The 23,258-nt window shown below is 70.5% G+C and carries 23 protein-coding genes, 4 tRNA genes and 1 pseudogene; 21 read left to right on the plus strand and 7 right to left on the minus strand.

The window, feature by feature from the left end; translation table 11 throughout:
* Positions 1-180 precede the first annotated feature (180 nt).
* The gene (locus ACE7GA_RS15440; RefSeq protein WP_376088069.1) at positions 181-936 is read left to right on the plus strand and encodes a tripartite tricarboxylate transporter substrate-binding protein; all 756 of its coding nucleotides are present in this window, start codon (positions 181-183) and stop codon (positions 934-936) included.
* 25 nt (positions 937-961) lie between these two features.
* Here the strand turns inward: ACE7GA_RS15440 and ACE7GA_RS15445 are convergent, their stop codons facing one another.
* The gene (locus ACE7GA_RS15445; RefSeq protein WP_376088072.1) at positions 962-1,396 is read right to left on the minus strand and encodes a hypothetical protein; all 435 of its coding nucleotides are present in this window, start codon (positions 1,394-1,396) and stop codon (positions 962-964) included.
* A gap of 227 nt (positions 1,397-1,623) precedes the next feature.
* On the opposite strand from ACE7GA_RS15445, the gene ACE7GA_RS15450 reads away from it, so the two are divergent.
* Positions 1,624-1,872 (plus strand): copper resistance protein CopC, encoded by a 249-nt coding sequence (locus tag ACE7GA_RS15450; RefSeq protein ID WP_376088075.1) that lies wholly within the window; start codon positions 1,624-1,626, stop codon positions 1,870-1,872.
* 8 nt (positions 1,873-1,880) lie between these two features.
* Here the strand turns inward: ACE7GA_RS15450 and uvrB are convergent, their stop codons facing one another.
* Positions 1,881-4,073, minus strand: a complete 2,193-nt coding sequence (gene uvrB / locus ACE7GA_RS15455; protein ID WP_376088078.1) for an excinuclease ABC subunit UvrB — start codon at positions 4,071-4,073, stop codon at positions 1,881-1,883.
* A 125-nt stretch (positions 4,074-4,198) separates the two neighbouring features.
* Here uvrB and ACE7GA_RS15460 point away from each other — a divergent pair, with 125 nt between their 5' ends.
* Together ACE7GA_RS15460 and ACE7GA_RS15465 are read left to right on the plus strand one after the other, a co-directional pair.
* Positions 4,199-4,522: a hypothetical protein gene (locus tag ACE7GA_RS15460; protein WP_376088081.1), complete on the plus strand. Its 324-nt coding sequence runs from the start codon at positions 4,199-4,201 to the stop codon at positions 4,520-4,522.
* Positions 4,513-4,584 (plus strand) — tRNA-Thr (locus ACE7GA_RS15465). Before ACE7GA_RS15460 ends, ACE7GA_RS15465 begins: the two co-directional genes overlap by 10 nt.
* 25 nt (positions 4,585-4,609) lie before the next feature.
* On the opposite strand, the gene ACE7GA_RS15470 is transcribed toward ACE7GA_RS15465, so the two are convergent.
* From ACE7GA_RS15470 to rlmB, 3 genes are all read right to left on the minus strand, one after another.
* Complete coding sequence (locus tag ACE7GA_RS15470) at positions 4,610-4,906, minus strand: hypothetical protein (RefSeq protein WP_376088084.1); 297 nt, start codon at positions 4,904-4,906, stop codon at positions 4,610-4,612.
* 108 nt (positions 4,907-5,014) lie between these two features.
* Positions 5,015-5,779, minus strand: a complete 765-nt coding sequence (locus ACE7GA_RS15475) for a 2-keto-4-pentenoate hydratase (protein WP_376088087.1) — start codon at positions 5,777-5,779, stop codon at positions 5,015-5,017.
* Positions 5,776-6,597, minus strand: coding sequence for a 23S rRNA (guanosine(2251)-2'-O)-methyltransferase RlmB (rlmB, locus tag ACE7GA_RS15480; RefSeq protein ID WP_376088090.1), 822 nt, complete (start codon positions 6,595-6,597; stop codon positions 5,776-5,778). The genes ACE7GA_RS15475 and rlmB overlap by 4 nt, the downstream gene beginning before the upstream one ends.
* 379 nt (positions 6,598-6,976) lie before the next feature.
* Between rlmB and ACE7GA_RS15485 the strand changes: the two genes are divergently transcribed.
* From ACE7GA_RS15485 to ACE7GA_RS15520, 8 genes and pseudogenes are all read left to right on the plus strand, one after another.
* Positions 6,977-7,062: transfer RNA gene (locus tag ACE7GA_RS15485), tRNA-Tyr, on the plus strand.
* 74 nt (positions 7,063-7,136) lie between these two features.
* Positions 7,137-7,210 (plus strand) — tRNA-Gly (locus ACE7GA_RS15490).
* A gap of 90 nt (positions 7,211-7,300) precedes the next feature.
* Positions 7,301-8,487, plus strand: a pseudogene (gene tuf, locus ACE7GA_RS15495) (elongation factor Tu).
* Between the two features lie 81 nt (positions 8,488-8,568).
* Positions 8,569-9,003 carry an RDD family protein gene (locus ACE7GA_RS15500; RefSeq protein WP_376088093.1) on the plus strand — a complete coding sequence of 145 codons (435 nt, stop codon included), beginning with the start codon at positions 8,569-8,571 and terminating at the stop codon, positions 9,001-9,003.
* Positions 9,004-9,072: 69 nt separating this feature from the next.
* A tRNA-Trp gene (locus tag ACE7GA_RS15505) sits at positions 9,073-9,149 on the plus strand.
* 84 nt (positions 9,150-9,233) lie between these two features.
* Complete coding sequence (secE, locus tag ACE7GA_RS15510) at positions 9,234-9,428, plus strand: preprotein translocase subunit SecE (protein WP_376088097.1); 195 nt, start codon at positions 9,234-9,236, stop codon at positions 9,426-9,428.
* A gap of 148 nt (positions 9,429-9,576) precedes the next feature.
* Entirely contained in the window at positions 9,577-10,113 is a 537-nt protein-coding gene (nusG, locus tag ACE7GA_RS15515; RefSeq protein ID WP_376088100.1) for a transcription termination/antitermination protein NusG, read from the plus strand.
* Positions 10,114-10,129: 16 nt separating this feature from the next.
* Positions 10,130-10,567: a DUF2062 domain-containing protein gene (locus ACE7GA_RS15520; RefSeq protein ID WP_376088103.1), complete on the plus strand. Its 438-nt coding sequence runs from the start codon at positions 10,130-10,132 to the stop codon at positions 10,565-10,567.
* Positions 10,568-10,648: 81 nt separating this feature from the next.
* On the opposite strand, the gene ACE7GA_RS15525 is transcribed toward ACE7GA_RS15520, so the two are convergent.
* Positions 10,649-11,614 (minus strand): Bug family tripartite tricarboxylate transporter substrate binding protein, encoded by a 966-nt coding sequence (locus tag ACE7GA_RS15525; protein ID WP_376088106.1) that lies wholly within the window; start codon positions 11,612-11,614, stop codon positions 10,649-10,651.
* 41 nt (positions 11,615-11,655) lie between these two features.
* Positions 11,656-12,312, minus strand: coding sequence for a GntR family transcriptional regulator (locus ACE7GA_RS15530; protein WP_376088109.1), 657 nt, complete (start codon positions 12,310-12,312; stop codon positions 11,656-11,658).
* A gap of 41 nt (positions 12,313-12,353) precedes the next feature.
* Here ACE7GA_RS15530 and ACE7GA_RS15535 point away from each other — a divergent pair, with 41 nt between their 5' ends.
* The 9 genes from ACE7GA_RS15535 (at position 12,354) to rpoB (ending at position 23,218) form a co-directional block, all read left to right on the plus strand.
* Positions 12,354-13,229 (plus strand): hypothetical protein, encoded by an 876-nt coding sequence (locus tag ACE7GA_RS15535; protein WP_376088112.1) that lies wholly within the window; start codon positions 12,354-12,356, stop codon positions 13,227-13,229.
* Positions 13,230-13,291: 62 nt separating this feature from the next.
* Positions 13,292-14,068: a (S)-ureidoglycine aminohydrolase gene (allE, locus tag ACE7GA_RS15540; RefSeq protein ID WP_376088115.1), complete on the plus strand. Its 777-nt coding sequence runs from the start codon at positions 13,292-13,294 to the stop codon at positions 14,066-14,068.
* 55 nt (positions 14,069-14,123) lie between these two features.
* Positions 14,124-15,032: a LysR family transcriptional regulator gene (locus tag ACE7GA_RS15545; protein ID WP_376088118.1), complete on the plus strand. Its 909-nt coding sequence runs from the start codon at positions 14,124-14,126 to the stop codon at positions 15,030-15,032.
* Positions 15,033-15,161: 129 nt separating this feature from the next.
* Positions 15,162-16,142 carry a DJ-1/PfpI family protein gene (locus ACE7GA_RS15550; RefSeq protein WP_376088121.1) on the plus strand — a complete coding sequence of 327 codons (981 nt, stop codon included), beginning with the start codon at positions 15,162-15,164 and terminating at the stop codon, positions 16,140-16,142.
* Between the two features lie 181 nt (positions 16,143-16,323).
* A complete protein-coding gene (gene rplK, locus ACE7GA_RS15555) occupies positions 16,324-16,758 on the plus strand; it encodes a 50S ribosomal protein L11 (RefSeq protein ID WP_376088124.1) in 435 nt (144 codons plus the stop codon).
* Positions 16,759-16,760: 2 nt separating this feature from the next.
* Entirely contained in the window at positions 16,761-17,456 is a 696-nt protein-coding gene (gene rplA, locus ACE7GA_RS15560; protein WP_376088127.1) for a 50S ribosomal protein L1, read from the plus strand.
* A gap of 298 nt (positions 17,457-17,754) precedes the next feature.
* Positions 17,755-18,291: a 50S ribosomal protein L10 gene (gene rplJ, locus ACE7GA_RS15565; RefSeq protein WP_376088129.1), complete on the plus strand. Its 537-nt coding sequence runs from the start codon at positions 17,755-17,757 to the stop codon at positions 18,289-18,291.
* Positions 18,292-18,376: 85 nt separating this feature from the next.
* The gene (gene rplL, locus ACE7GA_RS15570; protein WP_376088132.1) at positions 18,377-18,763 is read left to right on the plus strand and encodes a 50S ribosomal protein L7/L12; all 387 of its coding nucleotides are present in this window, start codon (positions 18,377-18,379) and stop codon (positions 18,761-18,763) included.
* Positions 18,764-19,021: 258 nt separating this feature from the next.
* Positions 19,022-23,218 carry a DNA-directed RNA polymerase subunit beta gene (gene rpoB, locus ACE7GA_RS15575; protein ID WP_376088135.1) on the plus strand — a complete coding sequence of 1,399 codons (4,197 nt, stop codon included), beginning with the start codon at positions 19,022-19,024 and terminating at the stop codon, positions 23,216-23,218.
* Positions 23,219-23,258: the final 40 nt, after the last annotated feature.

A 23,258-nucleotide genomic window follows, 5' to 3' on the forward strand; every position in this document is an offset into this window, starting at 1 on the left:
GGGCGCAGCCGTTGCTGCTCCGGCCATGGCGCAGCCCAAGTCCTTCACGCGCCCGCTTCGGATGGTCGTTCCCTTCCCGCCTGGCGGTCCGAACGACATCATCGCCCGCGTCCTCGCGGCGCGGATGTCGGTGCTGATCGGCCAACCCGTGATCGTCGACAACCGCGCGGGCGCGGGGGCGTGGTCGGCACGGACCTCGTCGCGAAGGCGCCGCCGGATGGACACACGGTCGCGGTCACGAGCGCGGGGGCGCTCGCGATCGCGGAGAGCCTCGTTCCGAACCTGCCCTACCGCGTCGGGCGGGACCTCGCGCCGGTGACGCTCGTCGCGACGGTGCCGGAACTGCTGGCCGTGAATCCCCGCCTGCCCGCGACGAACCTCGCGGAACTGATCACCCATGCCCGGGCGAATCCGGGGCGGGTGAACTTCGCCTCCTCCGGCAACGGTTCCATGCCGCACCTGGCGGGGGAGGGGCTGCGCTTCGCCGCGGCGATCGAGATCGTGCACGTGCCCTATCGCGGCGCCGCGCCGGCGGTAACGGACCTGGTCGCGGGGCAGGTCCAGATGATGTTCGCGGACCTGCCGGTGCTGCTGCCCCAGGTCCGGGCCGGCGCGCTGCGCGCGATTGCGATCGGCAGCCGCGAACGGTCGCCGCTGCTGCCCGAGGTTCCGACGACGGCAGAGGCCGGGCTGCCCACGGTGGAGGCGGTGAACTGGTACGGCATGGTCGCGCCGGGCGGCACGCCGGCGCCGATGCTCGCCGCCCTGCACGCCGCGGCCGCCACCTCGCTGGCGGACCCGGAGGTCGAGCGGACGCTGCGGGAACAGGGCGCCGCCGCTGTCGGCAGCGCGCCGGAGGCCTTCGCGACCTACATCCGCGCCGAGGCGGCCCGCTGGGGCGAGGTGGTCCGGCGATCCGGCGCAACGCTGGACTGACCTGTGTCCGGCCCCGGCCCCGTCTTCAGGTCGCGGCCGGGTCCTTGTCCCGGTTCATCTCCTCGACCTCCTCCTTCGAGACCACGCCGCGCGTGTGCATGTCGGGGTCGCCGCCCTCCGCGTTCTCGACATGGCTCTTGACGCTGCGCAGCGCGTTGCCGGCGTTTGTCTGCGGGTCGTCCGGGCTCATCTCCTCGACCGGCGGCTCCACGACATGGCCGGTGTCGGAGAAGGTCAGGGTGAGGTCGGAGGCATGGCCCCGCCCCGTCACGTGCATCTCGCCGGCCGGCGCGGCCGTCCAGCGCACCAGCATCGCCCCGGCATCGGCGGAGAGCCCGACATCGGGCATCTCCTCCGCCGCGTGGCGCAGGTGGGCGAACCAGTGCCGCGTGTTCTCCGGCCGCGAGAGCCAGTTCATGACCGCCTGGGGGGCGGCGTTGATGCCGATCTTGGCGTGCATCGGGGGCTCCTGTTCTCGGACATCGGTATCGCCCCGCCCCGGGCGGGGTTGCGGCAGGCGGGACCGTAGCCGGCGGGCGCCCTGCGGCGAAGGGCTGCTTGTACGCGCCCGGGAACACCGCCCATGCCCCACCGCCTCCTGCCCGCCCTCCTCGTCCTGGCCCTGATCCGGCCGGCCCTCGCGGAGGAGATGCGGATGCTCGACGTCTCACCGGCCCCCGCGCCGTGATGGACGGGCGCCGGCAGGAGTTCCGGATCCGCTTCAACCAGCCGGTGGACCACGGCGCTTCGCGGCTGGAGGTGGTCCGGGCCGAAACCGTCCTGCGGAGCCTCCGGCCGCGGCTCGGGGCGAGCCCCGACACGCTCTACGCCAACACCGGCGGGCTGCCCCCTGGCGACTACGTGCTGCGCTGGACCGCCTGGTCGTCGCGGGGCGGGGCGGGGCTGATGGGCGACCTCGCCTTCTCCGTGCGGTAGCGGCGCGTTCAGGCCCGCTTGCGGCGCGGCGCTCCGCGGGACGCCGTGCGGTTCTTCGCCTTGTCCGGGTCGTAGCCGCCGCCACCGGGGCCGAGCGGTTTCGGCTTCCAGTCCTGCCGCGCCCGCGCCTCGCGCCCAGTCGGCGGCGGGGTGTCGAGGCCCAATTCCAGCGCCTCAAGCCGCTTGATCTCGTCGCGCAGGCGTGCGGCCGTCTCGAATTCCAGGTCGGCGGCGGCGGCGCGCATCTTGCGCTCCAGTTCCGCGATGGAGGCGCGGAGGTCCTTGCCGACGAACTGCGCGGTCTTGTCGTCCTCGACCGCCTCCACCGTGACGTAGTCCTGCTCGTAGACGGACTGCAGGACGTCGGAGATGTCGCGGCGGATGGTCTGCGGCGTGATGCCGTGCGCCTCGTTGTAGGCGATCTGCTTGGCGCGGCGCCGCGACGTCTCCTCCAGCGCGGCGCGGAGCGAGCGCGTCATCACGTCGGCGTAGAGGATGACGCGCCCTTCCGCATTCCGCGCGGCGCGGCCGATCGTCTGGATCAGCGAGGTCGTGGAGCGCAGGAACCCTTCCTTGTCCGCGTCGAGGATCGCGACGAGCTGGCATTCCGGGATGTCCAGCCCCTCCCGCAACAGGTTGATCCCGACGAGCACGTCGAAGACGCCGCGGCGCAGGTCGCGGATGATCTCGATCCGCTCTAGCGTATCCACGTCGGAATGGAGATACCGGACCTTGATGCCCGTCTCCGTCATGTATTCCGTCAGGTCCTCGGCCATGCGCTTCGTCAGCGTGGTGACGAGGACGCGGCCGCCCTTGCCAATGACGGTGCGGCATTCGGCCAGCAGGTCGTCCACCTGGCCCTCCACCGGCCGGATCTCGGTCGGCGGGTCGATCAGGCCGGTCGGGCGGATGACCTGTTCCGCGAAGGTGCCGCCCGTGCGCTCCATCTCCCAGGCGCCGGGCGTCGCGGAGACGAAGACCGTTTCGGGCCGGAAGGCTTCCCACTCGTCGAACTTCAACGGACGGTTGTCGATGCAGGAGGGCAGGCGGAAACCGAAGTCCGCGAGCACCGACTTCCGCGCGAAGTCGCCGCGCTGCATGCCGCCGATCTGGCCGATCGTGACGTGACTCTCGTCCACGACAAGCAGCGAGCCCTCCGGCAGGTATTCGAAGAGCGTCGGCGGCGGCTCGCCGGGGCCGCGGCCCGAGAGGTAGCGGGAGTAGTTCTCGATGCCTTTGCAGGAACCGGTCGTCTCCATCATCTCGATGTCGAAGATCGTGCGCTGCTCCAGGCGCTGCGCCTCGAGCAGCTTTCCCTCCGCGTGCAGGCGCGCCAGCGTTTCCTTCAACTCCACCTTGATGTCGCGGATGGCCTGGATCAGCGTGGGACGCGGCGTGACGTAGTGGGAGTTCGCGTAAATCGCGACGCGCTCCATCTCCCCCGCGATCTCGCCCGTCAGCGGATCGAACTCGCGCAGGCCGTCCACCTCGTCGCCGAACATCGAAATGCGCCAGGCCCGGTCTTCGAGGTGGGACGGCCAGACATCGACCGTCTCGCCCCGCACGCGGAAGGTGCCGCGTTGGAAGGCCGTGTCGTTTCGGCGGTACTGCTGCTCGACCAGCGCCTTCAGCAGCGCGTCGCGCTCGATCCGGCCGCCGACCTCCAGCTTGATGATCATGTTGGAGTAGGTCTCGACCGAGCCGATGCCGTAGATGCAGGACACCGACGCGACGATGATCACGTCGCGGCGCTCGAGCAGCGACTGCGTCGCGCCGTGGCGCATGCGGTCGATCTGCTCGTTGATCTGCGCGTCCTTCTCGATATACGTGTCGGTGCGCGGGACGTAGGCCTCCGGCTGGTAGTAGTCGTAGTAGGACACGAAGTACTCGACTGCGTTCTCCGGGAAGAACGACTTCATCTCGCCGTAGAGCTGCGCCGCCAGCGTCTTGTTCGGCGCGAGGATCAGGGTGGGGCGCTGCACCGCCTCGATGACCTTGGCCATGGTGAAGGTCTTGCCGGATCCGGTGACGCCGAGGAGCACCTGATCCCGCTCGTTCCGCCGCAGGCCTTCCACCAGTTCCGCGATGGCCGTGGGCTGGTCGCCCGCGGGTTCATACGGGGAGACGACCTTGAGGGGCTTTCCGCCCGCCGGCACCGGCCGGCGGATCGGGTGGAACAGGCTGGTCGGCAGGGTGTCCATGGCCCGCCAGAGATAGGACAGGCGCGCGCCGCTTGCACGGTTTGTTCTCCCCAACCCGCGACGAACGAGATGTGAGGACCTTCACGCGAAACGGATTCGTGACAAAATAGTTGGACGATGCCGGGGTGCCGTTCCACCAGGAGTGTCCTGGGGGCTTCCGGCGTTGGGAGACGGTGGACATGCTCGTCCTGATCGGGGTGTTCGGGCTCGCGGCGGCCCTCCTGTCGCCGCTCGCGCTCCGGCGCTGGGGCAGGGATCGCGCCGTTGCCTGTCCCGCGACGATCCGAATCGGCGCCCCCCAGCCACGGCGGGTCCGCACCGCGCCGCGGCTTTCCCGCGGGACGGCGCGGGGCTACCCTCTCCCCGCCGTCCAGGTCCGCGCGGAGAGCGGGGGCCCGGCGTCGGCAGGGGCGGAAATCCTGTCCTTCCGCGGGCGCAGGCCGGGTTAGCACAGCGGTAGTGCAGCGGTTTTGTAAACCGAAGGTCGGGGGTTCGATCCCCTCACCCGGCACCGCGCGCGACCGCCCGCCGGCCGGTCACGCCACCGACCGTCCCGTCACGCGCTCCCGGCGCAGGCGAAACCGCCGCTGCTCGTCGCCCTGACGACGGAGGCGAAGAGGCGCAGCGCGTCCCGTCCGGCCCTGATCGAGCAGTGCGCCGTTCTCCATCTCGGCCGCCAGCAGCTCGGCGTGGTCGGCCAGGGTGTCGGCGGCGCGGCGCATGGCTTCCTGCGCCAGGGTCAGTTGCAGGTCGTCGGGAAGGGCCTGCCAGGCGGCAGGGTCGGGGGAGGTCGGCCAGGTCGAAGGGGCAGAACCCCGCGTGGAGGACCGCATGAGGGAACATCCTCTCTGTCGGGCCATCCTGGCGGAACGGTGCCCCTCTCGGGTGCGGCGGCAGGTTGCGCCGGGTCGGGTTAAGGCATCCTTCCCGCCGGGCGCACGTCACGCGAAGGACGCGGTCACCTCGCCGAGAGGTTCGAAGGAGACGCTGACGCGGCACGGCCCGTCCAGCCAGATCGGCGGCGTCACGGAGCCGAGGAACACGACCTGCCCCGCCCGCAAGCCGCCGAACGCATGGGCCGCCCCCGAATCGGCCAGCCAGCCCAACGCGTCCAACGGGTGGCCCAGCAGGTCGGCGCCGACGCCCTCCGCCCTTACCGCCCCGTCCACCGACACGAAGCCGCGCGCCGCGGCGAGGTCGATTCCCGGCCAGCCCGAGGCCGGGTGCCCCATCACGCCGCCGGCATGGAAGACCTGGTCCGCGATGAGCGTCGGCGCGCCGAGCGAGGCGAAGTCGCCGTAGCGCTGGTCCACGACCTCGATCGCCGCGAAGACGTGCTCTACCGCGTCGGCGAGCGCGTCGCGGCCATGGCGGCCCGGCGCGATGCCGTGGCGCAGGCGCAGCCCGATCTCGCACTCGACGCCGGGCTTCACGTAGTCGGCGAAGCGGAACTCACCGTGGTCGTCCCGCAGCCCGGTGCGCGGTGTGAAGCCGGCGCAGGGATGGGTCAGGCCAAGATAGGCCTGCATCGATGTCGTCGTGGCGCCGATCTTCCAGCCGGCCGGCGGGTCCTCGCCCATTTCGCGCGCGAGGCGGCGCTGCAGGGCGTAGGCGGCTTCGAGGTCCGCCGGCCGGTCCGCCATGGCCAAGTCCAGGTTCCGGTGGTCGCGCCGGGCAGCCAGGATTTCCGCGACGGCATCCGTCATCCCTCGTCTCCTCCCGCATCCGCGTCGCGGGCGATTTCGTAGAGCGCGACGGCCGCAGCGGCCGACACGTTCAGGCTTTCCATCGCGGGCGCGATGGGAAGGCGAACCAGCTCGTCGCAGGTCTCGCGTTGCAGGCGCCGCAGGCCGCTGCCCTCGGCGCCGAGGACGAGAGCGGCACGCCGGTCCGTCGGCTTGGCCTCGGCAAGGGTGCGCTTGGCGTCGCCGGCGAGGCCCATGACCCAGGCGCCCTTGTCCTGGAGGTGCCGGATGGTGCGGGCCAGGTTCACCTCCCGCACCACCGGCACGACTTCCAGCGCGCCCGAAGCCGCGCGGGCGAGGGCGCCCGTCTCGGGCGGCGCGTGCCGGTCCTGCATGACGACGGCCGCCGCCCCGAAGGCTGCAGCGGAGCGGAGGATGGCGCCGACGTTCCGCGGGTCCGTCACCTGGTCCAGCAGCAGCACCGGGCCGGGCGAGGCGGCGAGGGCGTCGTCCAGGTTTACGGAGGGGAGCGGCTCGGCCAGGAGCGCCGCGCCCTGGTGGACGGCGTCCTCCGGCAGGAAGGTGTGGAAGCGCGAGCGGTCCTCGACCCGCTCGGCCTGGACGCGCTTCGGGATGCCGCCGGTGGATCGCAGCTTTTCGGTCAGCGCGGCCTCGGCCTCGGCCGTGATGAGGAGGCGGCGGAGGCGCCGTCGCGGGTTGGCCAGCGCCGCGGCCACGGCATGCAGGCCATGCAGCCAAACGACGCCGCTGCCCTCCTTGGGGATGGCCTCGCGGCCTTCGGGCCCGGGCGCGCCGCGGTTGCGCGAGGGAGGGGTCACCGGCCGTTCCGCGCGGCCCGGCGCCGCGCTGCGCGGTGGAAGTCCGCGAGGCCCGCGCTCGGTGGCTTGCCACTCCTCACGTCGCGCGGGTCGCTCCGGCACCTCGTCCCGCCGCGGCCCGCGTTCCCTTCCACCGGCGCGGTCATCGGGACCGCGCGCAGCGCGCGGTGGTCCGCCTGGCCGGAACGAACCTGCGCCGGGGGAAGGTCCGCCACGCGGAGACGGCGGGCCGGGCGGGCGTCGGGGAGGCATGCGCCCATCCTGGCCGCCGCGGCGCCGCGGCGGAAGAGCGCGACGCCACGCCGCCCCTGCCGTTGACACCCCCGCTCCGATACGGCTAACCCGCCGCGCTCCCGCCCGCAGGGGTTGGGGACCCTGTGGAGGGGTGCCCGAGTGGCTAAAGGGGACGGACTGTAAATCCGTTGGCGTGAGCCTACGTTGGTTCAAATCCAACCCCCTCCACCAGTCCCCGCAACCGGCAGGCGCGGCGCGCGAGAAGCGGGGGTTCCGGATTCCGGTGCGTCCGCGGCACGAACCGGGCGGGTGTAGCTCAATGGTAGAGTTCCAGCCTTCCAAGCTGGCTGTGCGGGTTCGATTCCCGTCACCCGCTCCACTGCCCTGCGCGCGCTGAACACGAGACCTTCTGCAACACGCCCCCTGGCGGTGGGCGGGGGCCCCGCGCCCCGAACGGGACAGGACAAAAATGGCCAAGGCGAAGTTCGAGCGGAACAAGCCGCACTGCAACATCGGCACGATCGGGCATGTCGATCACGGCAAGACGTCGTTGACGGCGGCGATCACGAAGGTGCTGGCGAAGAAGGGTGGTGCGACGTTCACGGCGTACGACCAGATTGACAAGGCGCCGGAGGAGCGTGCGCGGGGGATCACGATCTCGACGGCGCACGTGGAGTACGAGACGGACAACCGTCACTACGCGCACGTGGACTGCCCTGGGCACGCCGACTACGTGAAGAACATGATCACGGGTGCGGCGCAGATGGACGGGGCGATCCTCGTGGTGTCGGCGGCGGACGGTCCGATGCCGCAGACGCGGGAGCACATCCTGCTGGCGCGGCAGGTGGGCGTGCCGGCGCTGGTGGTGTTCCTGAACAAGGTGGACATGGCGGACCCTGACCTGCTGGAGCTGGTGGAGATGGAGGTGCGCGAGCTCCTCTCGTCGTATCAGTTCCCGGGCGACGAGATCCCGATCATCCATGGTTCGGCGCTGATGGCGCTGGAGGACAAGTCGCCTGAGATCGGCGAGCAGGCGATCCTGAAGCTGATGGAGGCGGTGGACGCCTACATTCCGCAGCCGGAGCGTCCGAAGGACCGACCGTTCCTGATGCCGATCGAGGATGTGTTTTCGATCTCCGGGCGCGGGACGGTGGGACAGGGCGCGTGGAGCGCGGCGTGGTGAAGGTCGGCGAGGAGATCGAGATCGTCGGGCTGAAGGACACGGTGAAGACGACGGTGACGGGCGTCGAGATGTTCAGGAAGCTGCTGGACCAGGGCGAGGCGGGCGACAACATCGGGGCGCTGCTGCGCGGGACGAAGCGTGAGGAGGTGGAGCGCGGGCAGGTTCTTGCGGCGCCTGGCTCGATCAAGCCGCACGCGAAGTTCAAGGCCGAGGCGTACGTGCTGACGAAGGAGGAGGGCGGGCGTCACACGCCGTTCTTCACGAACTACCGGCCGCAGTTCTACTTCCGGACCACCGACGTGACGGGGGTGGTGAAGCTGCCGGAGGGCGTGGAGATGGTGATGCCGGGGGACAACGTGACGATGGAGGTCGAGCTGATCGCCCCGATCGCCATGGACGAGGGCCTGCGCTTCGCCATCCGCGAGGGCGGCCGCACGGTCGGCGCCGGCGTCGTCGCGAGCATCGAGAAGTAATAGGCCCGCCCTCGGGCGGGACGCTGGGGGGGCGGGCTGCCGGAAGGTGGCCCGCCCTTCGTCCGTGTGGAGGCGGGGTGGATGAGCGACACGCGGTACGGGGAAGCGGTCCTCGCCGGCTTCTGGGTGCGCGTCGTCGCGAGCATCCTCGACGCGGCCTGGATGATCCCGGCCTCCTACGTGCTGGCGTCCATCGGACTCGGGCTGAAGGGCGGCACGGACCTCTCGCCGGGCGCCGACATCCTGCTGAACCTGATCTGGGCCTGCGTCGTCATCCTGTTCTGGGTCACGCGGCAGGCGACGCCGGGGAAGATGCTGCTGCGACTGCGCGTCGTGGACGCCGCGACCGGCGGCGTGCCGCCCTGGCCGCGTCTCGCGCTACGCTACTTCGGCTACCTGCTGTCCGCGATTCCCTTGGGCTTCGGGTATCTCTGGATGATCCGGGACGGCCGGCGGCAGTGCTGGCACGATAAGCTGGGCGGGACGCTCGTCGTGCGCGACCCGGTCCGGGCCTGACGCCGGGCGATCCCCTCGACAGGCGAACGGCCTTGCCGTAAGCCACGGCCCCTGCGCGGCCCCGGCCGTAGGGGCGTAGCTCAATTGGCTAGAGCGCCGGTCTCCAAAACCGGAGGTTGGGGGTTCGAGACCCTCCGCCCCTGCCAGGCCTGCCGGCCGCGCTTGTCGTTCACCCTACGCGCCGTCCCTCCCGCCCCGGCGGCGCGGGGAGCGCGCCCCGGAGGCCCCGCTTGGCCCGTATCGATCCCCTCGCCTATCTGCGCGAGGTCCGGCAGGAGGTGGGCCGGGTCACCTGGCCCTCCCGCAAGGAAACGCTCATCACCACGGGGCTGGTGATGGCGCTCTCGGCGCTGGCCGCGGTGTTCTTCGTCGTCGTGGACCAGGTGATCCGTCTTGCCATGCGGGTCCTCTTCGGGTTCGGCTGACGCGTTTCGCGGACCGACGGCCCTCGGGCCGGCCAGTCCCCGCGGCCTGCCCGGCCGGAAGGGCACAACATTCGGACGCGTCCCGCGTCGGAGGTCCCCAGCGAGAGGGGCCGGAGGCCGGGATGCGAGACAGGAGGCTACCGGCATCATGGCCGACAAGAAGTGGTACGTCGTCCACGTCTACTCGGGCTTCGAGAAGAAGATCGCCCAGCAGATCAAGGAACAGGCTGCCCAGAAGGGCCTGGCCGAGGCGATCGACGACGTCCTCGTCCCGTCCGAGCAGGTCGTTGAGGTCCGCCGCGGCCAGAAGGTCAACGCCGAGAAGAAGTTCTTCCCCGGCTATGTCCTGGTGAAGATGGAGATGTCCGACGAGGCGTGGCACCTCGTGAAGGACACCCCGAAGGTCACGGGCTTCCTCGGCGCCCGCAACAAGCCGCAGCCGATCCCCGAGCGGGAGGCGATGCGGATGCTGCAGCAGGTCCAGGATACCGCAGAGAAGCCGCGACGCCCCGCCATCGTCTTCGAGGTCGGCGAGCAGGTGCGCGTCGCAGACGGTCCCTTCACCTCCTTCAACGGCACCGTGGAGGAAGTGGACGAGGAGAAGGGCCGCGTGAAGGTCAGCGTCTCGATCTTCGGCCGCGCGACGCCCGTGGACCTGGAATACGGGCAGGTCGAGAAGGTCTGACGCGCTGCTCGCGCGCTTGGCGGCCCGGCTCCGGACGGGTTGGGCGGGCCTCCTCGCTTCGCCCGGCGGCCCGTCCAAGGTGGCGCGCGGCATCGGCGCGGGGGCCTTCGCGGCGATGCTCCCCGCCTTCGGGCTGCACCTGATCTTTGCGGCGACCGCTGCCTTCCTGGTCCGCGGGAGCCTTCCCGCGGCAGGAGCGGCCTGCGTCCTGTTCGGCAACCCGCTGACGCACGCGATCCTCATACCGCTGGAATATGAGATCGGGCGCCTCCTCATGCCCGGCCACGGGCCGCACTGGATCCCGAAGCACGGGCCGGCCTGGCTGATCCAGGCGCTGCCTGCGGGGGAACACCTCGCGCTCGGCGGGTTGTTGGTCGGCGCGGTCGTCGGCCCGCTTGCCTACGCGGTGGCCCGCTGGGCGGTCAGGAAGCAGGCGACAGCCTCGCCCCTGTGAGACCCATGCGGCGCCGGCGGGATGTCGCTTGCACCCGTCGCCTCAGCGCCAACCACTGCGCGACGATAGGAGACCGCAGCCTCAGCGACCGCCCGTTCCCTCCAGCCCCAGCCGCCGGATCACCGCGCCCCAGGTCTCCCGCTCCCGCGCGACCACGGCGCCGTAGTCCTGCGGCGTGCCGCCGCCGACGCGGAACCCGGCCGCGGTGAGATTCCGCGTCGCCTCCGCGTCGCGGAGTCCGGCGTTGAGGGCGGCGTTCAGGGCCTGGACTGTCGCGGGCGGCGTCGCGGCGGGGGCATGCAGGCCGTACCAGAAGGCCGCGACGTAGCCGGGCAGGGTCTCCGCGGCGGGTGGCAGGTCGGGGTAGTCGGGCAGGCGCCCTGGCTCCAGGACCGCCAGCGCCCGGGCCGCGCCGGAGCGGAGATGCGGCAGCGCCGTCGCGAGCGAGAAGAAGGACAGGTCCACCTCGCCCTTCAGGGCTGCGGTGATCCCCTCGCCGCCGGATCGGTAGTGGATGTCCGTCATCTCGATCCCGGCGCGGCGACGGAGCTCTTCCCCGAGCAGGTGGGTGAGGTTGCCGACGCCCGCGGCGCCATGCGTCAGCCGGCCGGGATTGGCGCGGGCGCGGGCGATCAGGTCGGGGAGGGAGGTGGGCGTCGTCGCCGTCACCATGACGATCGGCTGGGTCGCGGCGAGGATCACGGGGACGAAGTCGGCTTCGGAGTCGTAGGGCAGGTCCCGGAAGAAGACCTTCGCCGTGCCGATCGTGCCGACATCTCCGATCAGGAGCGTCTCGCCGGTCGGGGCCGCGCGCGCCGCGGCCGACGCGCCGAGCGTACCGCCCGCGCCGGGACGGTTCTCCACGACGAAGGTCCGCCCCGTCCGGTCCTGCGCCAGGCGCGCCAGGAAGCGGGCGAGGGTGTCGATGGACCCACCCGGCGCGAAGCCGCTGACGATGCGGAACGGCCCGCGCGGCAGGTCGTCGGCCCGTGCGGGGCGGGCAGCGGCCGCGGCCAGGGCGGAAAGCAGGAGGGGGCGTCGGTGCATCGTTTCCTCTCGGGGCGGCCGTCTCTGCGGCCGTGGTGACGTCAGGCGAGAAGCGGGTGCGGCAGGCGCAGCAGCTCCTCGGATGCCGAGCGGACATGGGCGCGCATGGTGGCCTCCGCCGCTGCGCCGTCGCCGGCGATGAGGGCCTCGACCACCCGCACGTGCTCCGCGCGCGCCCGGTCCCGCGCCGCGCGGCTGAGCAGCCGGGCGTAGGTCATGCGTGACAAGGGGGTGGAGAGCGGGCGCAGGCTCTCCGCCAGCCGAGGGTTGTCGGCGAGGTCGAGGATCAGGCCGTGGAAGGCCAGGTTCTCCCGCGCGAAGGCGCCAACGGGGTCATCCGACGCCTCCGCCGCATGCTGGGCAGCGAGGGAGGTGCGCAGCGGGGCGGCCGCACCCGAGGCGCCTGCGGCGAGCCGGGCGGCGAGGCCTTCCAGCACCTCCCGGATCGGGGCGATGGCCTGGACGTCGGCGCGGGCGAGTCGGCGGACCACCGCGCCGCGGTGTGGCTCCAGGTCCAGCACGCCCTCCGCGGCGAGGCGCCGGAAGGCCTCGCGTACAACGCCCCGGGAGGCGCCGAATTCGGCCGCGACCGCGGCTTCGACGATGCGCTGGCCCGGGACGTAGGCGCCTCCGGCCACCCTCTCCCGCACGGCGAGGGCAACCTGGTCCACGCGGGAAAGCGTTGCGGCGTCCAGCATCTCCGTCCTACGATATCGTCCTACGACCGAGGAGGGAAGCCATGCGCGTGGTCCATGGGGACGAGATCCCCTTCACCGTCCCCCGCACCTCGCACCGGGAAGGTGGAATCGCCTTCAAGCACCTCCTGACGGGCCCCGCCGGGGCGCCGGACTGCTACGAGCTGTCCATCGCGAGGGTCGAGACGCGCTATGATGCGCCGCGCCACCGGCACAACTTCGACCAGGTGCGCTGGCAGCTGATGGGCGAGTTCGGCGACGGGAAGGCGGACCTCCTCCGGCCCGGTGAGGTCGGCTACTACGGCGAGGGGACCTACTACACGATCGCGGCCGACGGACCGTCGGAACAGCTGCTGCTGCAATCCGGCGCGCCGACCGGGTCCGGCTTCATGCCATATCAGGCGCTCTTCGGCGGCGCGGCGGAGCTGTCGAAGCTCGGTACCTTCCGCGACGGCGTCTTCTTTCGGGACAAGGAGACGAACCTTCCGCCCGGCGTGAAGCGGAACCAGGATGGGTACGAAGCGGTCTGGCAGCACGTGATGGGCACGCCGGTCGTCTATCCGCGGCCTCGCTTCCGATCCCCCGTCGTGATGCACCCAGACGCCTTTGCCTGGCTGGAGGACGGGCCGGGCGTCGCGCGGCGCGACTTCGGGCGGCTGACGGAGCGGGGAGTGCGGATCGGTCAGATCCGGGTTTCACGGGGCGGCGTCGCGAAGGAGGGCGGGCCTGCCCGCACGCTGCTGTACGTGCTGTCGGGAGAGGGGGCGGCGGATGGTCAGGCGCTACGGGCCGGCAGCGCCGTGGAGGTGGACCCGCGCGAGCGCCTGCGGCTGACGAGCGCGGGCGAGATGGTCCTGGCGGTGTTGACCCTGCCCGACTTCAGCGTGCCGGCCGCGATGGACCGCGCCGCCGCGGCCTGACGGCCGCGGCTTGACCTTGGGGGCGGGCGTGGTGCGCAGCCCCACCACCCCGAGGCACCCCGATGCGCGTCCCGACCCCGAACCCACCGCCCGGCATCATCGGCCACAACCGGACGATGCTGACGCCGCACTACTGCGTCTTCCCGCCGGAGGGGATCATGGACAGCCTGTTGCCGGCCTGGCCGGGCTGCATCGTCCGGTTCCAGACGACGCCGCGGATGGGCGCGCGTTTTGCCCAGGCGCTGCTGATCATGCCGCCGAAGGCCTGGGGACCCCAGCCCGCGGAACTGCAAAGCGACGCGCAGGCGTTCTTCTACGTCCTATCCGGGACGGTGGAGGCGGAGGTGGAGGGGGCCGCCGTCACGCTGACGCCCGGCGGCTACGTCTACTTTCCAAACGGCCAGGACGTCCGGATCTTCAACGCGGGCCCGGAGGAGGCGCGCCTGATCTGGGTGCGCAAGCCCTACGAGGAGCCGCGGGCCGTGCTGGCGCAGCCCCGCCCCATCGTCGGCCACCGCGACACCGCGCGGCGGGAGGACAACGGGCCGCGGTGGCGGCACCTCCTCCTCGGGACCGCCGACATGGCCATGGATTTCGAGATGAACATCATGTGCTACCAGCCTGGCGCGCATTTCTGGTGCATTGAGACGCATGTCATGGAGCATGGGATGGTCATGCTCCAGGGCCAGGCGCTGCAGCTATTGGGGCGCGATTGGCACGAGCTTTGGACCGGCGACTTCGTCTGGATGGGCCCCTTCGTGCCGCAGCAGATCTACGCGACGGGCAACGAGGTCTGCGAGTACCTGCTGTATAAGGACGTGAATCGCGACGTGATTTAGGGTCGGGCGGACTGCATCGGCGCGGCCCCCGGCCTCTACGACCACGGCGCGCGCCTTGGCTGCCACGCCCGACCTCAACCTGCTCGTGACGCTCGTCGCCCTCGTCGAGGAGCGCGGGGTGACCCCGGCCGCGCGTCGCCTTGGCGTGTCACAGCCCGCGGCCTCCGCGGCGCTGGCGCGTCTGCGCGACCTTTTCCGCGACGAATTGCTCGTGCGGACGGGGCGCGGCATGGAACCGACGCCGCGCGCGCTGGAGATCGCGGAGGCCGCACGGCCGCATCTGCTCGGGCTCGTGGAAGCAATGGCCGGGGCGCGGCCCTTCGTGCCGGGGCACGACGCGCGGATCTTTCGGCTCGGCTGCACGGATGCCTTCGCCTTCGCCGCGCTGCCGATCCTGTCGGCGCGGCTGCGGGAGGAAGCCCCGGCCTGCGATCTCGTCCTCCGCGTCGGCGACTACCGCACGCTGCCCGCGATGCTGGGGGTCGGTGAGGTCGGCACCGTCGCGGGGTGGCTGCGGGACGATGCGCCGGCAACGGCCAAGGTTCGCGTCCTGCGCCACGCGCCCTGGGTCCTGCTCCGCGACGCCGCGAGCCCGCCCGTGGCGGGCGACCTGGACGCCTTCTGCGCACGCCCGCATGCCCTTGTGACGCCGGCGGGGGACCTTGCTGGGCCACTCGACCGCCTCCTCGGCGATCGGGGGATGGCGCGGCGCGTCGCGGTCGGTGTCTCCTCCTTCGCGCTGCTGCTCGCCGTCTTGCCGGGGACGGACCGGCTCGCGACGGTGCCGGACTTTGTGGCGGCGCGGCTGGCTGCCCTCGGCGGCCTCACGATCGAGGCGCCGCCGGTTGCCATGCCCCCCGTCGCGAACGCGCTCGCCTGGCGCGCGCCGCTCGACCGCGATCCGGGCGAGGTGTGGTTCCGCCACGCCGTCCGGGATGCCTTCGCGGCCGCCTGCCCCGGCTGATCCATCAGCAAAACTCGATGATACGGAGCATCATCACTTCCGATTTCTGATTTCATGGCCGTGGACGCAACTGACGGGGTGTCGGCGACGGGCATGGTGCCCGGCGCGAAACCCCGTCCGGAGGGCCAGATGCCCCGCCTCCTCATTGTCACCACGAGCCACGCCGCCCTCGGCGACACCGGCCGCCGCACCGGCTTCCATTGGGAGGAACTCGCCACCCCCTACTGGATCTTCCGTGATGCTGGCATCGAGGTGGAGATTGCCTCCGTCGCCGGTGGCCCCCCGCCGCACGACCCGTGCTCCCTCGAGGCAGCGGTCGGGGCGAACGAGCCGTCCGTTGCCCGGTTCCTCCGCGACCCCGGCGCCATGGCTCTTCTGCGGGGTGCCTTTCCCGTCGCCGAGGCGGATGCCGGCCGCTATGACGGCGTGTTCCTGCCCGGCGGGCACGGTACGATGTGGGACCTGCCGGGGAGCGAGCCGCTGGCCCGGCTTGTCGGGTCGCTGTTCGACCGGGGCGGCGTGGTCGCCGCCGTCTGTCATGGTCCCGCCGGGCTGCTCGCGGCACGGCGCGGAGACGGCCGGCCGATCGTGGCGGGCCGCCGCGTCAATGCCTTCACGAACGCCGAGGAGGCGGCCATCGGGCTGACCGAGGCGATGCCGTTCCTACTCGAGACGCGCCTGCAGGAGCTCGGGGCCATGTTCGAGGGCGGCCCGGCCTTCCAGGCCCACGCCGTTCGCGACGCTCATCTCGTCACGGGGCAGAACCCGGCCTCGGCGGCCGCCGTCGCGCGACACGTGGTGGATGCCGTGCGGGAGGCGGGTGCCGGCGTCGGCGTAACGCTCCGCCTCGTCTCCCGGGCGCCGATAGAGACACTCGCGATCCTCGCCGAGGCTCTTCCCGAGACGCGCCGGGCGGAGGGCTGCCGGTACAGCCGTACGCTGACCGATGCCGACCGGCCCGAGGTGATCGTCCTGGAGCAGGGCTGGGAAAGCCGGGAGCACCAGCGCCGCTATCTCACGTGGCGCGAGGCGCGCGGTGACCTGGGGCGGCTGCTCGCGACCCTTGCCGAGCCGCCGGACGTAACGGTCCTGGTGCCACGGGCGGCCTGAGGCGCCGTTCCCGCCGCGGGCTCCCTTCATGCTGGACAGGACGGGGGAGGGGGTCTAAGAGCGGGGCCGCAGCACGGCCGGGTCTTGCCGGCCGTGCCGTTTTTCACAGGAACGCGGGAGGTCTGGGCCGCCATCGGCCGGGCCGCATGCACCGCGGGCCTCCGACTGAAAGGAGGTAGTCATGGCGAAGAAAATCGCCGGCTACATCAAGCTGCAGATCCCGGCCGGCAAGGCCAACCCGTCGCCGCCGGTGGGCCCCGCCCTCGGCCAGCGCGGCCTGAACATCATGGCCTTCGTGAAGGAATTCAACGCGGCGACCCAGGGCATGGAGCCCGGCACGCCGACGCCGGTGGTCATCACCGCGTTCACGGACCGCACCTTCTCCTTCATCACGAAGACCCCGCCGAACACCTACTTCCTCATGAAGGCGGCGAAGCTCGACAAGGGCTCCCAGACCCCGGGCAAGGGCGGCACCATCGGCCGCGTGACCCGGTCGCAGCTGGAGGAGATTGCCAAGGTCAAGATGAAGGACATGAACTGCGAGACGGTGGAATCGGCCGTCCGCATGCTCGCCGGCTCCGCCCGCTCGATGGGCATGCAGGTGGTGGAGGGCTGACCATGCCGAAGGTTTCCAAGCGCCTCCGCGCCGTGTCCGAAGGCCTCGAGGCCGAGAAGGCCTATGCCCTCGCCGAGGCCGTCGCGCTGGCCAAGAAGGGCGCGACCGCCAAGTTCGACGAGACGATCGAGATCTCCATGAACCTCGGCATCGACCCGCGCCATGCCGACCAGATGGTCCGCGGTGTCGTCGGTCTGCCGAATGGCACGGGCAAGACCGTCCGCGTCGCCGTCTTCGCCCGCGGCCCGAAGGCCGAGGAGGCGCGCGCCGCCGGGGCCGACATCGTCGGCGCCGAGGACCTGATGGAGACGGTCCAGGGCGGCACGATGGACTTCGACCGCTGCATCGCGACGCCCGACATGATGGGCCTCGTCGGTCGGCTGGGTAAGGTGCTCGGGCCGCGCGGCCTCATGCCGAACCCGAAGCTCGGCACCGTCACGATGGACGTGAAGGGTGCGGTCACCGCCGCCAAGGCCGGCCAGGTGGAGTTCCGGGCCGAGAAGGCGGGCATCGTCCATGCCGGCATCGGCAAGGCCTCCTTCGAGGAGGGCAAGCTCCTCGAGAACGCGAAGGCTTTCGTGGACGCCATCCAGCGCGCCCGTCCGTCGGGTGCCAAGGGCACCTACGTGAAGAAGGTCGCCGTGTCCTCGACGATGGGGCGCGGCATCAAGGTGGATCCGGCGACCCTATCTGCGTAACGGGGCCGGCTGAACGAAATTCATGGCGGTCCTTCGTGGCCGCCATGGGCAGGGCGGGGAGACCCGCCCGAAACCTGTCCGAGACCCGGTGTGGCCCGAGTAGGGGCTTTGATGCGGTTCGCCGCGCAACGGGGAGACGGGGTGCCAGACGAAACGGCCCGGCGGGGTGTCCCGCCGGTCGTGGCTTGGCTTCCGGCTTGATCTGACAGGCGAACCGGGGTGCGCCCGAGAGGGTGCGCCCCCGCGTGAACCGGCCGGGGTCCCTCCACCAGATCCTGGCCTTCGTTGGAGACGTGCGTTGGATCGTACGGAGAAGCGCGAGTTCGTCTCGACGCTCGGTACGGCGTTCGCGGAGACCTCCTTCGTGCTCGTGGCCCGGAATGACGGGCTCACGGTCGCGGCGGTGGACGACCTGCGGCGCCGCATGCGGGCGGCCGGGGTGACCTACAAGGTCGCGAAGAACCGGCTGGCCAGCCTCGCCCTCGACGGCACCCGCTTTCAGGCCATCACGCCCCTGCTGAAGGGTCCGACCGCGCTCGCGTGGTCCCGGGACCCCGTGGCGGTGGCGAAGACGGCGCTGGAGTTCGCCAAGGGCAACGACAAGTTCGTCGTCCTGGGCGCGGCCCTCGGTGACCAGTTGCTGAACCCCGCCGGGGTGAAGTCGCTGTCCGAGCTGCCGTCGCTCGAAACGCTCCGGGCGCAGCTCGTGGGTCTGATCCAGACCCCGGCCACGCGCATCGCGGGCGTCCTGCAGGCTCCGGCCGGGCAGGTGGCGCGGGTGCTGAAGGCATATGCCGACAAGGCAAATGCCGGGGACCAGGCAGAAGCCGCGTGACGAGACGATTTCCGATCAGCGGCGGAACGGTTGCTGATCGGGTTGCAACTATCAAGCCAAGCCACTAGATCAAGGGACACACACGATGGCCGATCTCGCGAAGCTCGTTGACGAGCTGTCCTCCCTCAGCGTCCTGGAGGCCGCCGAGCTCTCCAAGATGCTCGAGGAGAAGTGGGGCGTTTCCGCCGCGGCGCCCGTCGCCATGGCGGCCGCCCCGGCTGCCGGCGGCGGTGCCGCCGCTGCCGCTCCCGTCGAGGAGCAGACCGAGTTCACGGTGATCCTTGCCGCCGGCGGCGACAAGAAGATCAACGTGATCAAGGAGATCCGCACCATCACCGGCCTGGGCCTCAAGGAAGCCAAGGATCTGGTCGAGGGTGCGCCGAAGACTGTGAAGGAAGGCGTCTCGAAGGACGAGGCGGAGAAGATCCGCAAGGTCCTCGAGGAGAACGGCGCCAAGGTCGAAGTCAAGTAAGGTCCGAGCCGCTGAGGCCGAAGGCTGAGGCGGCGAATCGGTCCTTCACCGGATTTCGCCTGGGCGTGACTTCCAGCCTGCGGGGGCCTATATCCCGCGGGTGCAGACATGATGTTCGGGCCGGGCGGAAACCAACGGGTTTCCGCCCGTGCCCGCATTTCGCTGGATGCCCTGGCCGCGAAGGTTGGGCTCTGGCCACGAGATTGGGCGGTCCGCCACGGGGGCGCGTGGCGGACGGGCAGAGGGAAGCAGGACTGCATGAACGCTATCAGCAAGGGCTTCGACGGCAAGGGGTTCGGCACGCGGAAGCGTCTTCGCAAGTCCTTCGGGCGGCTGCCCGAGGTGGCGCCGATGCCGAACCTGATCGACGTCCAGCGCGCGTCTTACGAGACCTTCCTGCAGATGGAGGTTGATCCGGCGCAGCGCACGAACACGGGCCTGCAGGAGGTCTTCCGCTCCGTTTTTCCGATCAACGACTTCGCGGGCCGCGGGTCGCTCGAGTTCGTGCGCTACGAGTTCGAGGAGCCGAAGTATGACGTGGAGGAGTGCATCCAGCGCGGCCTGACCTTCGCCGCCCCGCTGAAGGCCCATCTGCGCCTGATCGTCTGGGACATCGACGAGGATACCGGCGCCCGCTCGATCCGCGACATCAAGGAGCAGGGCGTCTACATGGGGGATATCCCCCTGATGACGGAGAACGGCACGTTCATCGTGAACGGGACGGAGCGCGTCATCGTCTCCCAGATGCATCGCTCGCCCGGCGTGTTCTTCGACCACGACAAGGGCAAGACGCATTCTTCCGGCAAGTTCCTCTTCGCGGCGCGGGTGATCCCCTATCGCGGCTCATGGCTCGACTTCGAGTTCGACGCAAAGGACATCTGCTACGTCCGCATCGACCGGAAGCGGAAGCTGCCGGCGACGACGCTGCTCTACGCGCTGGATGGCACGGAGACCGAGGCGCTGCGTGCGCAGCGCGGCACGACGCCGGTCGAGGTTTCCGAGATTCGCGGCATGGACGCGCAGGAGATCCTGTCGGCGTTCTACGCGCAGGTCGTCTTCTCCCGCGGGCCGCAGGGCTGGTCGCGGCCGTACAACCCGGATTCCTTCCGTGGCGTGAAGCTGGCGGAGGACCTGGTGGACGCGGCAACGGGGGCCGTGGTCGCGAAGAAGGATGCGAAGCTGACGCCGCGCGCCGCCCGCAAGATCGCGGAGGACGGCACGAAGGAGGTGCTCGTCGGGCGCCTCGATCTGCTCGGCCGCTTCGTGGCCGAGGATCTCGTGGACCTGTCCACCGGTGAGATCCACGCCGAGGCCGGCGACGAGCTGACCGAGGCGAAGCTCGCGGCCATCGAGGCAGCGGGCTACGACAAGCTGCCGACGCTCGCCATCGACCAGACCGTCGGCCCCTGGATCCGCAACACGCTCGCGGTGGACAAGAACTCCAACCGCGAAGACGCGCTGATGGACATCTACCGCGTCATGCGCCCGGGCGAGCCGCCGACGCCCGAGACTGCGGAGACGCTGTTCCGCGGCCTGTTCTTCGACCCCGACCGCTACGACCTCTCGGCCGTCGGCCGCGTGAAGATGAACATGCGCCTCGGCTTCTCGATGGAGCAGGCGCCGGACACCCAGCGTACGCTGCGCAAGCACGACATCATCGCCACGGTCCGCACGCTGCTCGAGCTGAAGGACGGCAAGGGCCAGATCGACGACATCGACAATCTCGGCAACCGCCGGGTGCGCTCGGTCGGCGAGCTGATGGAGAACCAGTACCGCGTCGGCCTGCTCCGCATGGAGCGCGCGATCAAGGAGCGGATGGGGTCGGTGGATATCGACACCGTCATGCCCACCGACCTGATCAACGCGAAGCCGGCGGCGGCCGCGGTGCGGGAGTTCTTCGGCTCCTCGCAGCTGTCGCAGTTCATGGACCAGACCAACCCGCTCTCGGAAGTGACGCACAAGCGGCGCCTCTCCGCGCTCGGGCCGGGCGGCCTGACTCGGGAGCGCGCCGGCTTCGAGGTGCGCGACGTGCACCCGACGCATTACGGCCGAATCTGCCCGATCGAGACGCCGGAAGGGCCGAACATCGGCCTGATCAACTCGCTCGCGACCTTCGCGAAGGTGAACAAGTACGGCTTCATCGAGACGCCCTACCAGATGGTCCGCGACGGCAAGATCGTCGGTGAGCCCCGGTACCTGTCCGCGATGGAGGAAGAGAAGCTCGTTGTCGCGCAAGCCGACGCCGAAGTGGACCGCTCGACCGGTGAGTTCCGGTCGGAGCTGGTCTCCGTGCGCCAGGGCAGTGACTTCCGGCTCGTGAAGCCGGAAGAGGTCACCGCGATCGATGTCTCGCCGAAGCAGCTGGTGTCCGTCGCGGCCGCGTTGATCCCGTTCCTTGAGAACGACGACGCGAACCGCGCGCTGATGGGCTCCAACATGCAGCGGCAGGCGGTGCCGCTCGTGCAGTCCGACGCGCCGCTGGTGGGCACTGGCATGGAGGCCGCGGTCGCGCGGGATTCCGGTGCTTCCATCGTGGCGCGGCGTGACGGCGTGGTGGACTCCATCGACGGCGCGCGCATCGTGGTGCGGGCGACGGGCGATGACGGCACGACGCGGGGCGTCGACATCTACCGTCTCCGGAAGTTCCAGCGTTCCAACCAGTCCACCTGCATCAACCAGCGTCCGCTTGTGCGCGTGGGCGAGGAAGTACGCTCCGGCGACATCATCGCCGACGGGCCTTCGACGGAGCTGGGCGAGCTGGCCCTGGGCCGGAACGTACTCTGCGCGTTCATGCCCTGGAACGGCTACAACTTCGAGGACTCCATCCTCATTAGCGAGCGCATCGCGCGGGATGACGTGTTCACGTCCATCCACATCGATGAGTTCGAGGTGAGCGCCCGCGACACGAAGCTGGGCCAGGAGGAGATCACCCGCGACATCCCGAATGTCGGCGAGGAAGCGCTGCGCAACCTTGATGAGGCGGGCATCGTCTACATCGGTGCCGAGGTGCAGCCGGGCGACATCCTCGTCGGCAAGGTCACGCCGAAGGGCGAGAGCCCGATGACGCCGGAGGAGAAGCTCCTTCGCGCCATCTTCGGTGAGAAGGCGTCTGACGTGCGCGATACGTCGCTGCGCCTGCCTCCGGGCGTGTCCGGTACGATCGTGGACGTTCGGGTCTTCTCCCGCCGCGGCGTGGACAAGGACGAACGCGCCATGGCGATCGAGCGGGCGGAGATCGAGCGCCTGGCGAAGGACCGCGACGACGAGCGCGCAATCCAGGAGCGGTCCTTTACCGGCCGTCTCCGCGAGAAGCTGCTGAACCGCAAGGCCGCGGGTGGTTTCAAGGGCGTCAAGCAGGGCACGGTCATCACCGACGACGTGCTGGACGAGTTCAACCGCATGACTTGGCGCCAGATCGGCGTGACCGACGATGCGGTGCAGGCCGAGATCGAGGCGCTGAAGCGCGAGTTCGACGCTGCTGTCGAGCGTCTGCAGAAGCGCTTCGAGAGCAAGGTCGAGAAGCTGCAGCGCGGCGACGAGCTGCCGCCCGGCGTCATGAAGCAGGTCAAGGTCTTCGTCGCGGTGAAGCGCAAGCTGCAGCCGGGCGACAAGATGGCCGGGCGTCATGGGAACAAGGGTGTCGTCTCCCGCGTCGTGCCGATCGAGGACATGCCGTTCCTGGAGGACGGGACCTCGGTGGACCTCGTGCTAAACCCGCTCGGCGTGCCGTCGCGCATGAACGTCGGGCAGATCCTGGAGACGCATCTGGGCTGGGCCTGTGCCAACCTCGGCAAGCAGATTGGCGAGCTGGTCGAGGATTACCGCCGCGCCGGTGCCAACCGCGAGCCGCTCCTGGAGAAGCTCGCGGACGTCTTCGAGGATGAGGAGACGGCGACGCAGATCGCCAACCTCGGGGAGGAGGAACTCCTCGATCTCGGTGAGAACCTGCGCCGCGGCGTCCCGATCGCGACCCCGGTGTTCGACGGCGCGCGCCCTTCCGACATCGAGCGCATGCTCGACAAGGCGGGGCTCGACCGGTCCGGGCAGGTCTGGCTGGTGGACGGACGGACGGGCGAGCGCTTCGAGCGCAAGGTCACCGTCGGCTACATCTACATGCTGAAGCTGCACCACCTCGTGGACGACAAGATCCACGCGCGGTCCATCGGCCCCTACTCGCTCGTCACCCAGCAGCCGCTGGGCGGAAAGGCGCAGTTCGGCGGCCAGCGTTTCGGCGAAATGGAGGTCTGGGCGCTGGAGGCTTACGGCGCGGCCTACACGCTGCAGGAAATGCTGACGGTGAAGTCGGACGACGTTTCCGGCCGCACGAAGGTCTACGAGGCGATCGTGCGCGACCAGGACACCTTCGAGGCCGGCATTCCCGAGTCCTTCAACGTGCTGACCAAGGAGTTGAAGTCCCTTGGCCTGAACGTGGACCTCGAGAACCGCGGCTCCTGAACGACCCAATGAGGATCGCGCCGGCCCCTTCCCAGCGGGG

Origin of the sequence: Roseomonas sp. CCTCC AB2023176 (assembly GCF_042259275.1) — a bacterium.
Lineage (GTDB): Bacteria > Pseudomonadota > Alphaproteobacteria > Acetobacterales > Acetobacteraceae > Roseomonas.

What these genes read in the sequence shown, in the direction of transcription:
- ACE7GA_RS15445 (WP_376088072.1), bottom strand. Translation starts at nt 1,396, where the DNA reads ATGCACGCCAAGATCGGCATCAACGCCGCCCCCCAGGCGGTCATGAAC.
- ACE7GA_RS15450 (WP_376088075.1), top strand. Translation starts at nt 1,624, where the DNA reads ATGGACGGGCGCCGGCAGGAGTTCCGGATCCGCTTCAACCAGCCGGTG.
- uvrB (WP_376088078.1), bottom strand. Translation starts at nt 4,073, where the DNA reads ATGGACACCCTGCCGACCAGCCTGTTCCACCCGATCCGCCGGCCGGTG.
- ACE7GA_RS15470 (WP_376088084.1), bottom strand. Translation starts at nt 4,906, where the DNA reads ATGCGGTCCTCCACGCGGGGTTCTGCCCCTTCGACCTGGCCGACCTCC.
- ACE7GA_RS15475 (WP_376088087.1), bottom strand. Translation starts at nt 5,779, where the DNA reads ATGACGGATGCCGTCGCGGAAATCCTGGCTGCCCGGCGCGACCACCGG.
- ACE7GA_RS15500 (WP_376088093.1), top strand. Translation starts at nt 8,569, where the DNA reads ATGAGCGACACGCGGTACGGGGAAGCGGTCCTCGCCGGCTTCTGGGTG.
- nusG (WP_376088100.1), top strand. Translation starts at nt 9,577, where the DNA reads ATGGCCGACAAGAAGTGGTACGTCGTCCACGTCTACTCGGGCTTCGAG.
- ACE7GA_RS15525 (WP_376088106.1), bottom strand. Translation starts at nt 11,614, where the DNA reads ATGCACCGACGCCCCCTCCTGCTTTCCGCCCTGGCCGCGGCCGCTGCC.
- ACE7GA_RS15530 (WP_376088109.1), bottom strand. Translation starts at nt 12,312, where the DNA reads ATGCTGGACGCCGCAACGCTTTCCCGCGTGGACCAGGTTGCCCTCGCC.
- ACE7GA_RS15535 (WP_376088112.1), top strand. Translation starts at nt 12,354, where the DNA reads ATGCGCGTGGTCCATGGGGACGAGATCCCCTTCACCGTCCCCCGCACC.
- allE (WP_376088115.1), top strand. Translation starts at nt 13,292, where the DNA reads ATGCGCGTCCCGACCCCGAACCCACCGCCCGGCATCATCGGCCACAAC.
- ACE7GA_RS15550 (WP_376088121.1), top strand. Translation starts at nt 15,162, where the DNA reads ATGCCCCGCCTCCTCATTGTCACCACGAGCCACGCCGCCCTCGGCGAC.
- rplK (WP_376088124.1), top strand. Translation starts at nt 16,324, where the DNA reads ATGGCGAAGAAAATCGCCGGCTACATCAAGCTGCAGATCCCGGCCGGC.
- rplA (WP_376088127.1), top strand. Translation starts at nt 16,761, where the DNA reads ATGCCGAAGGTTTCCAAGCGCCTCCGCGCCGTGTCCGAAGGCCTCGAG.
- rplL (WP_376088132.1), top strand. Translation starts at nt 18,377, where the DNA reads ATGGCCGATCTCGCGAAGCTCGTTGACGAGCTGTCCTCCCTCAGCGTC.
- rpoB (WP_376088135.1), top strand. Translation starts at nt 19,022, where the DNA reads ATGAACGCTATCAGCAAGGGCTTCGACGGCAAGGGGTTCGGCACGCGG.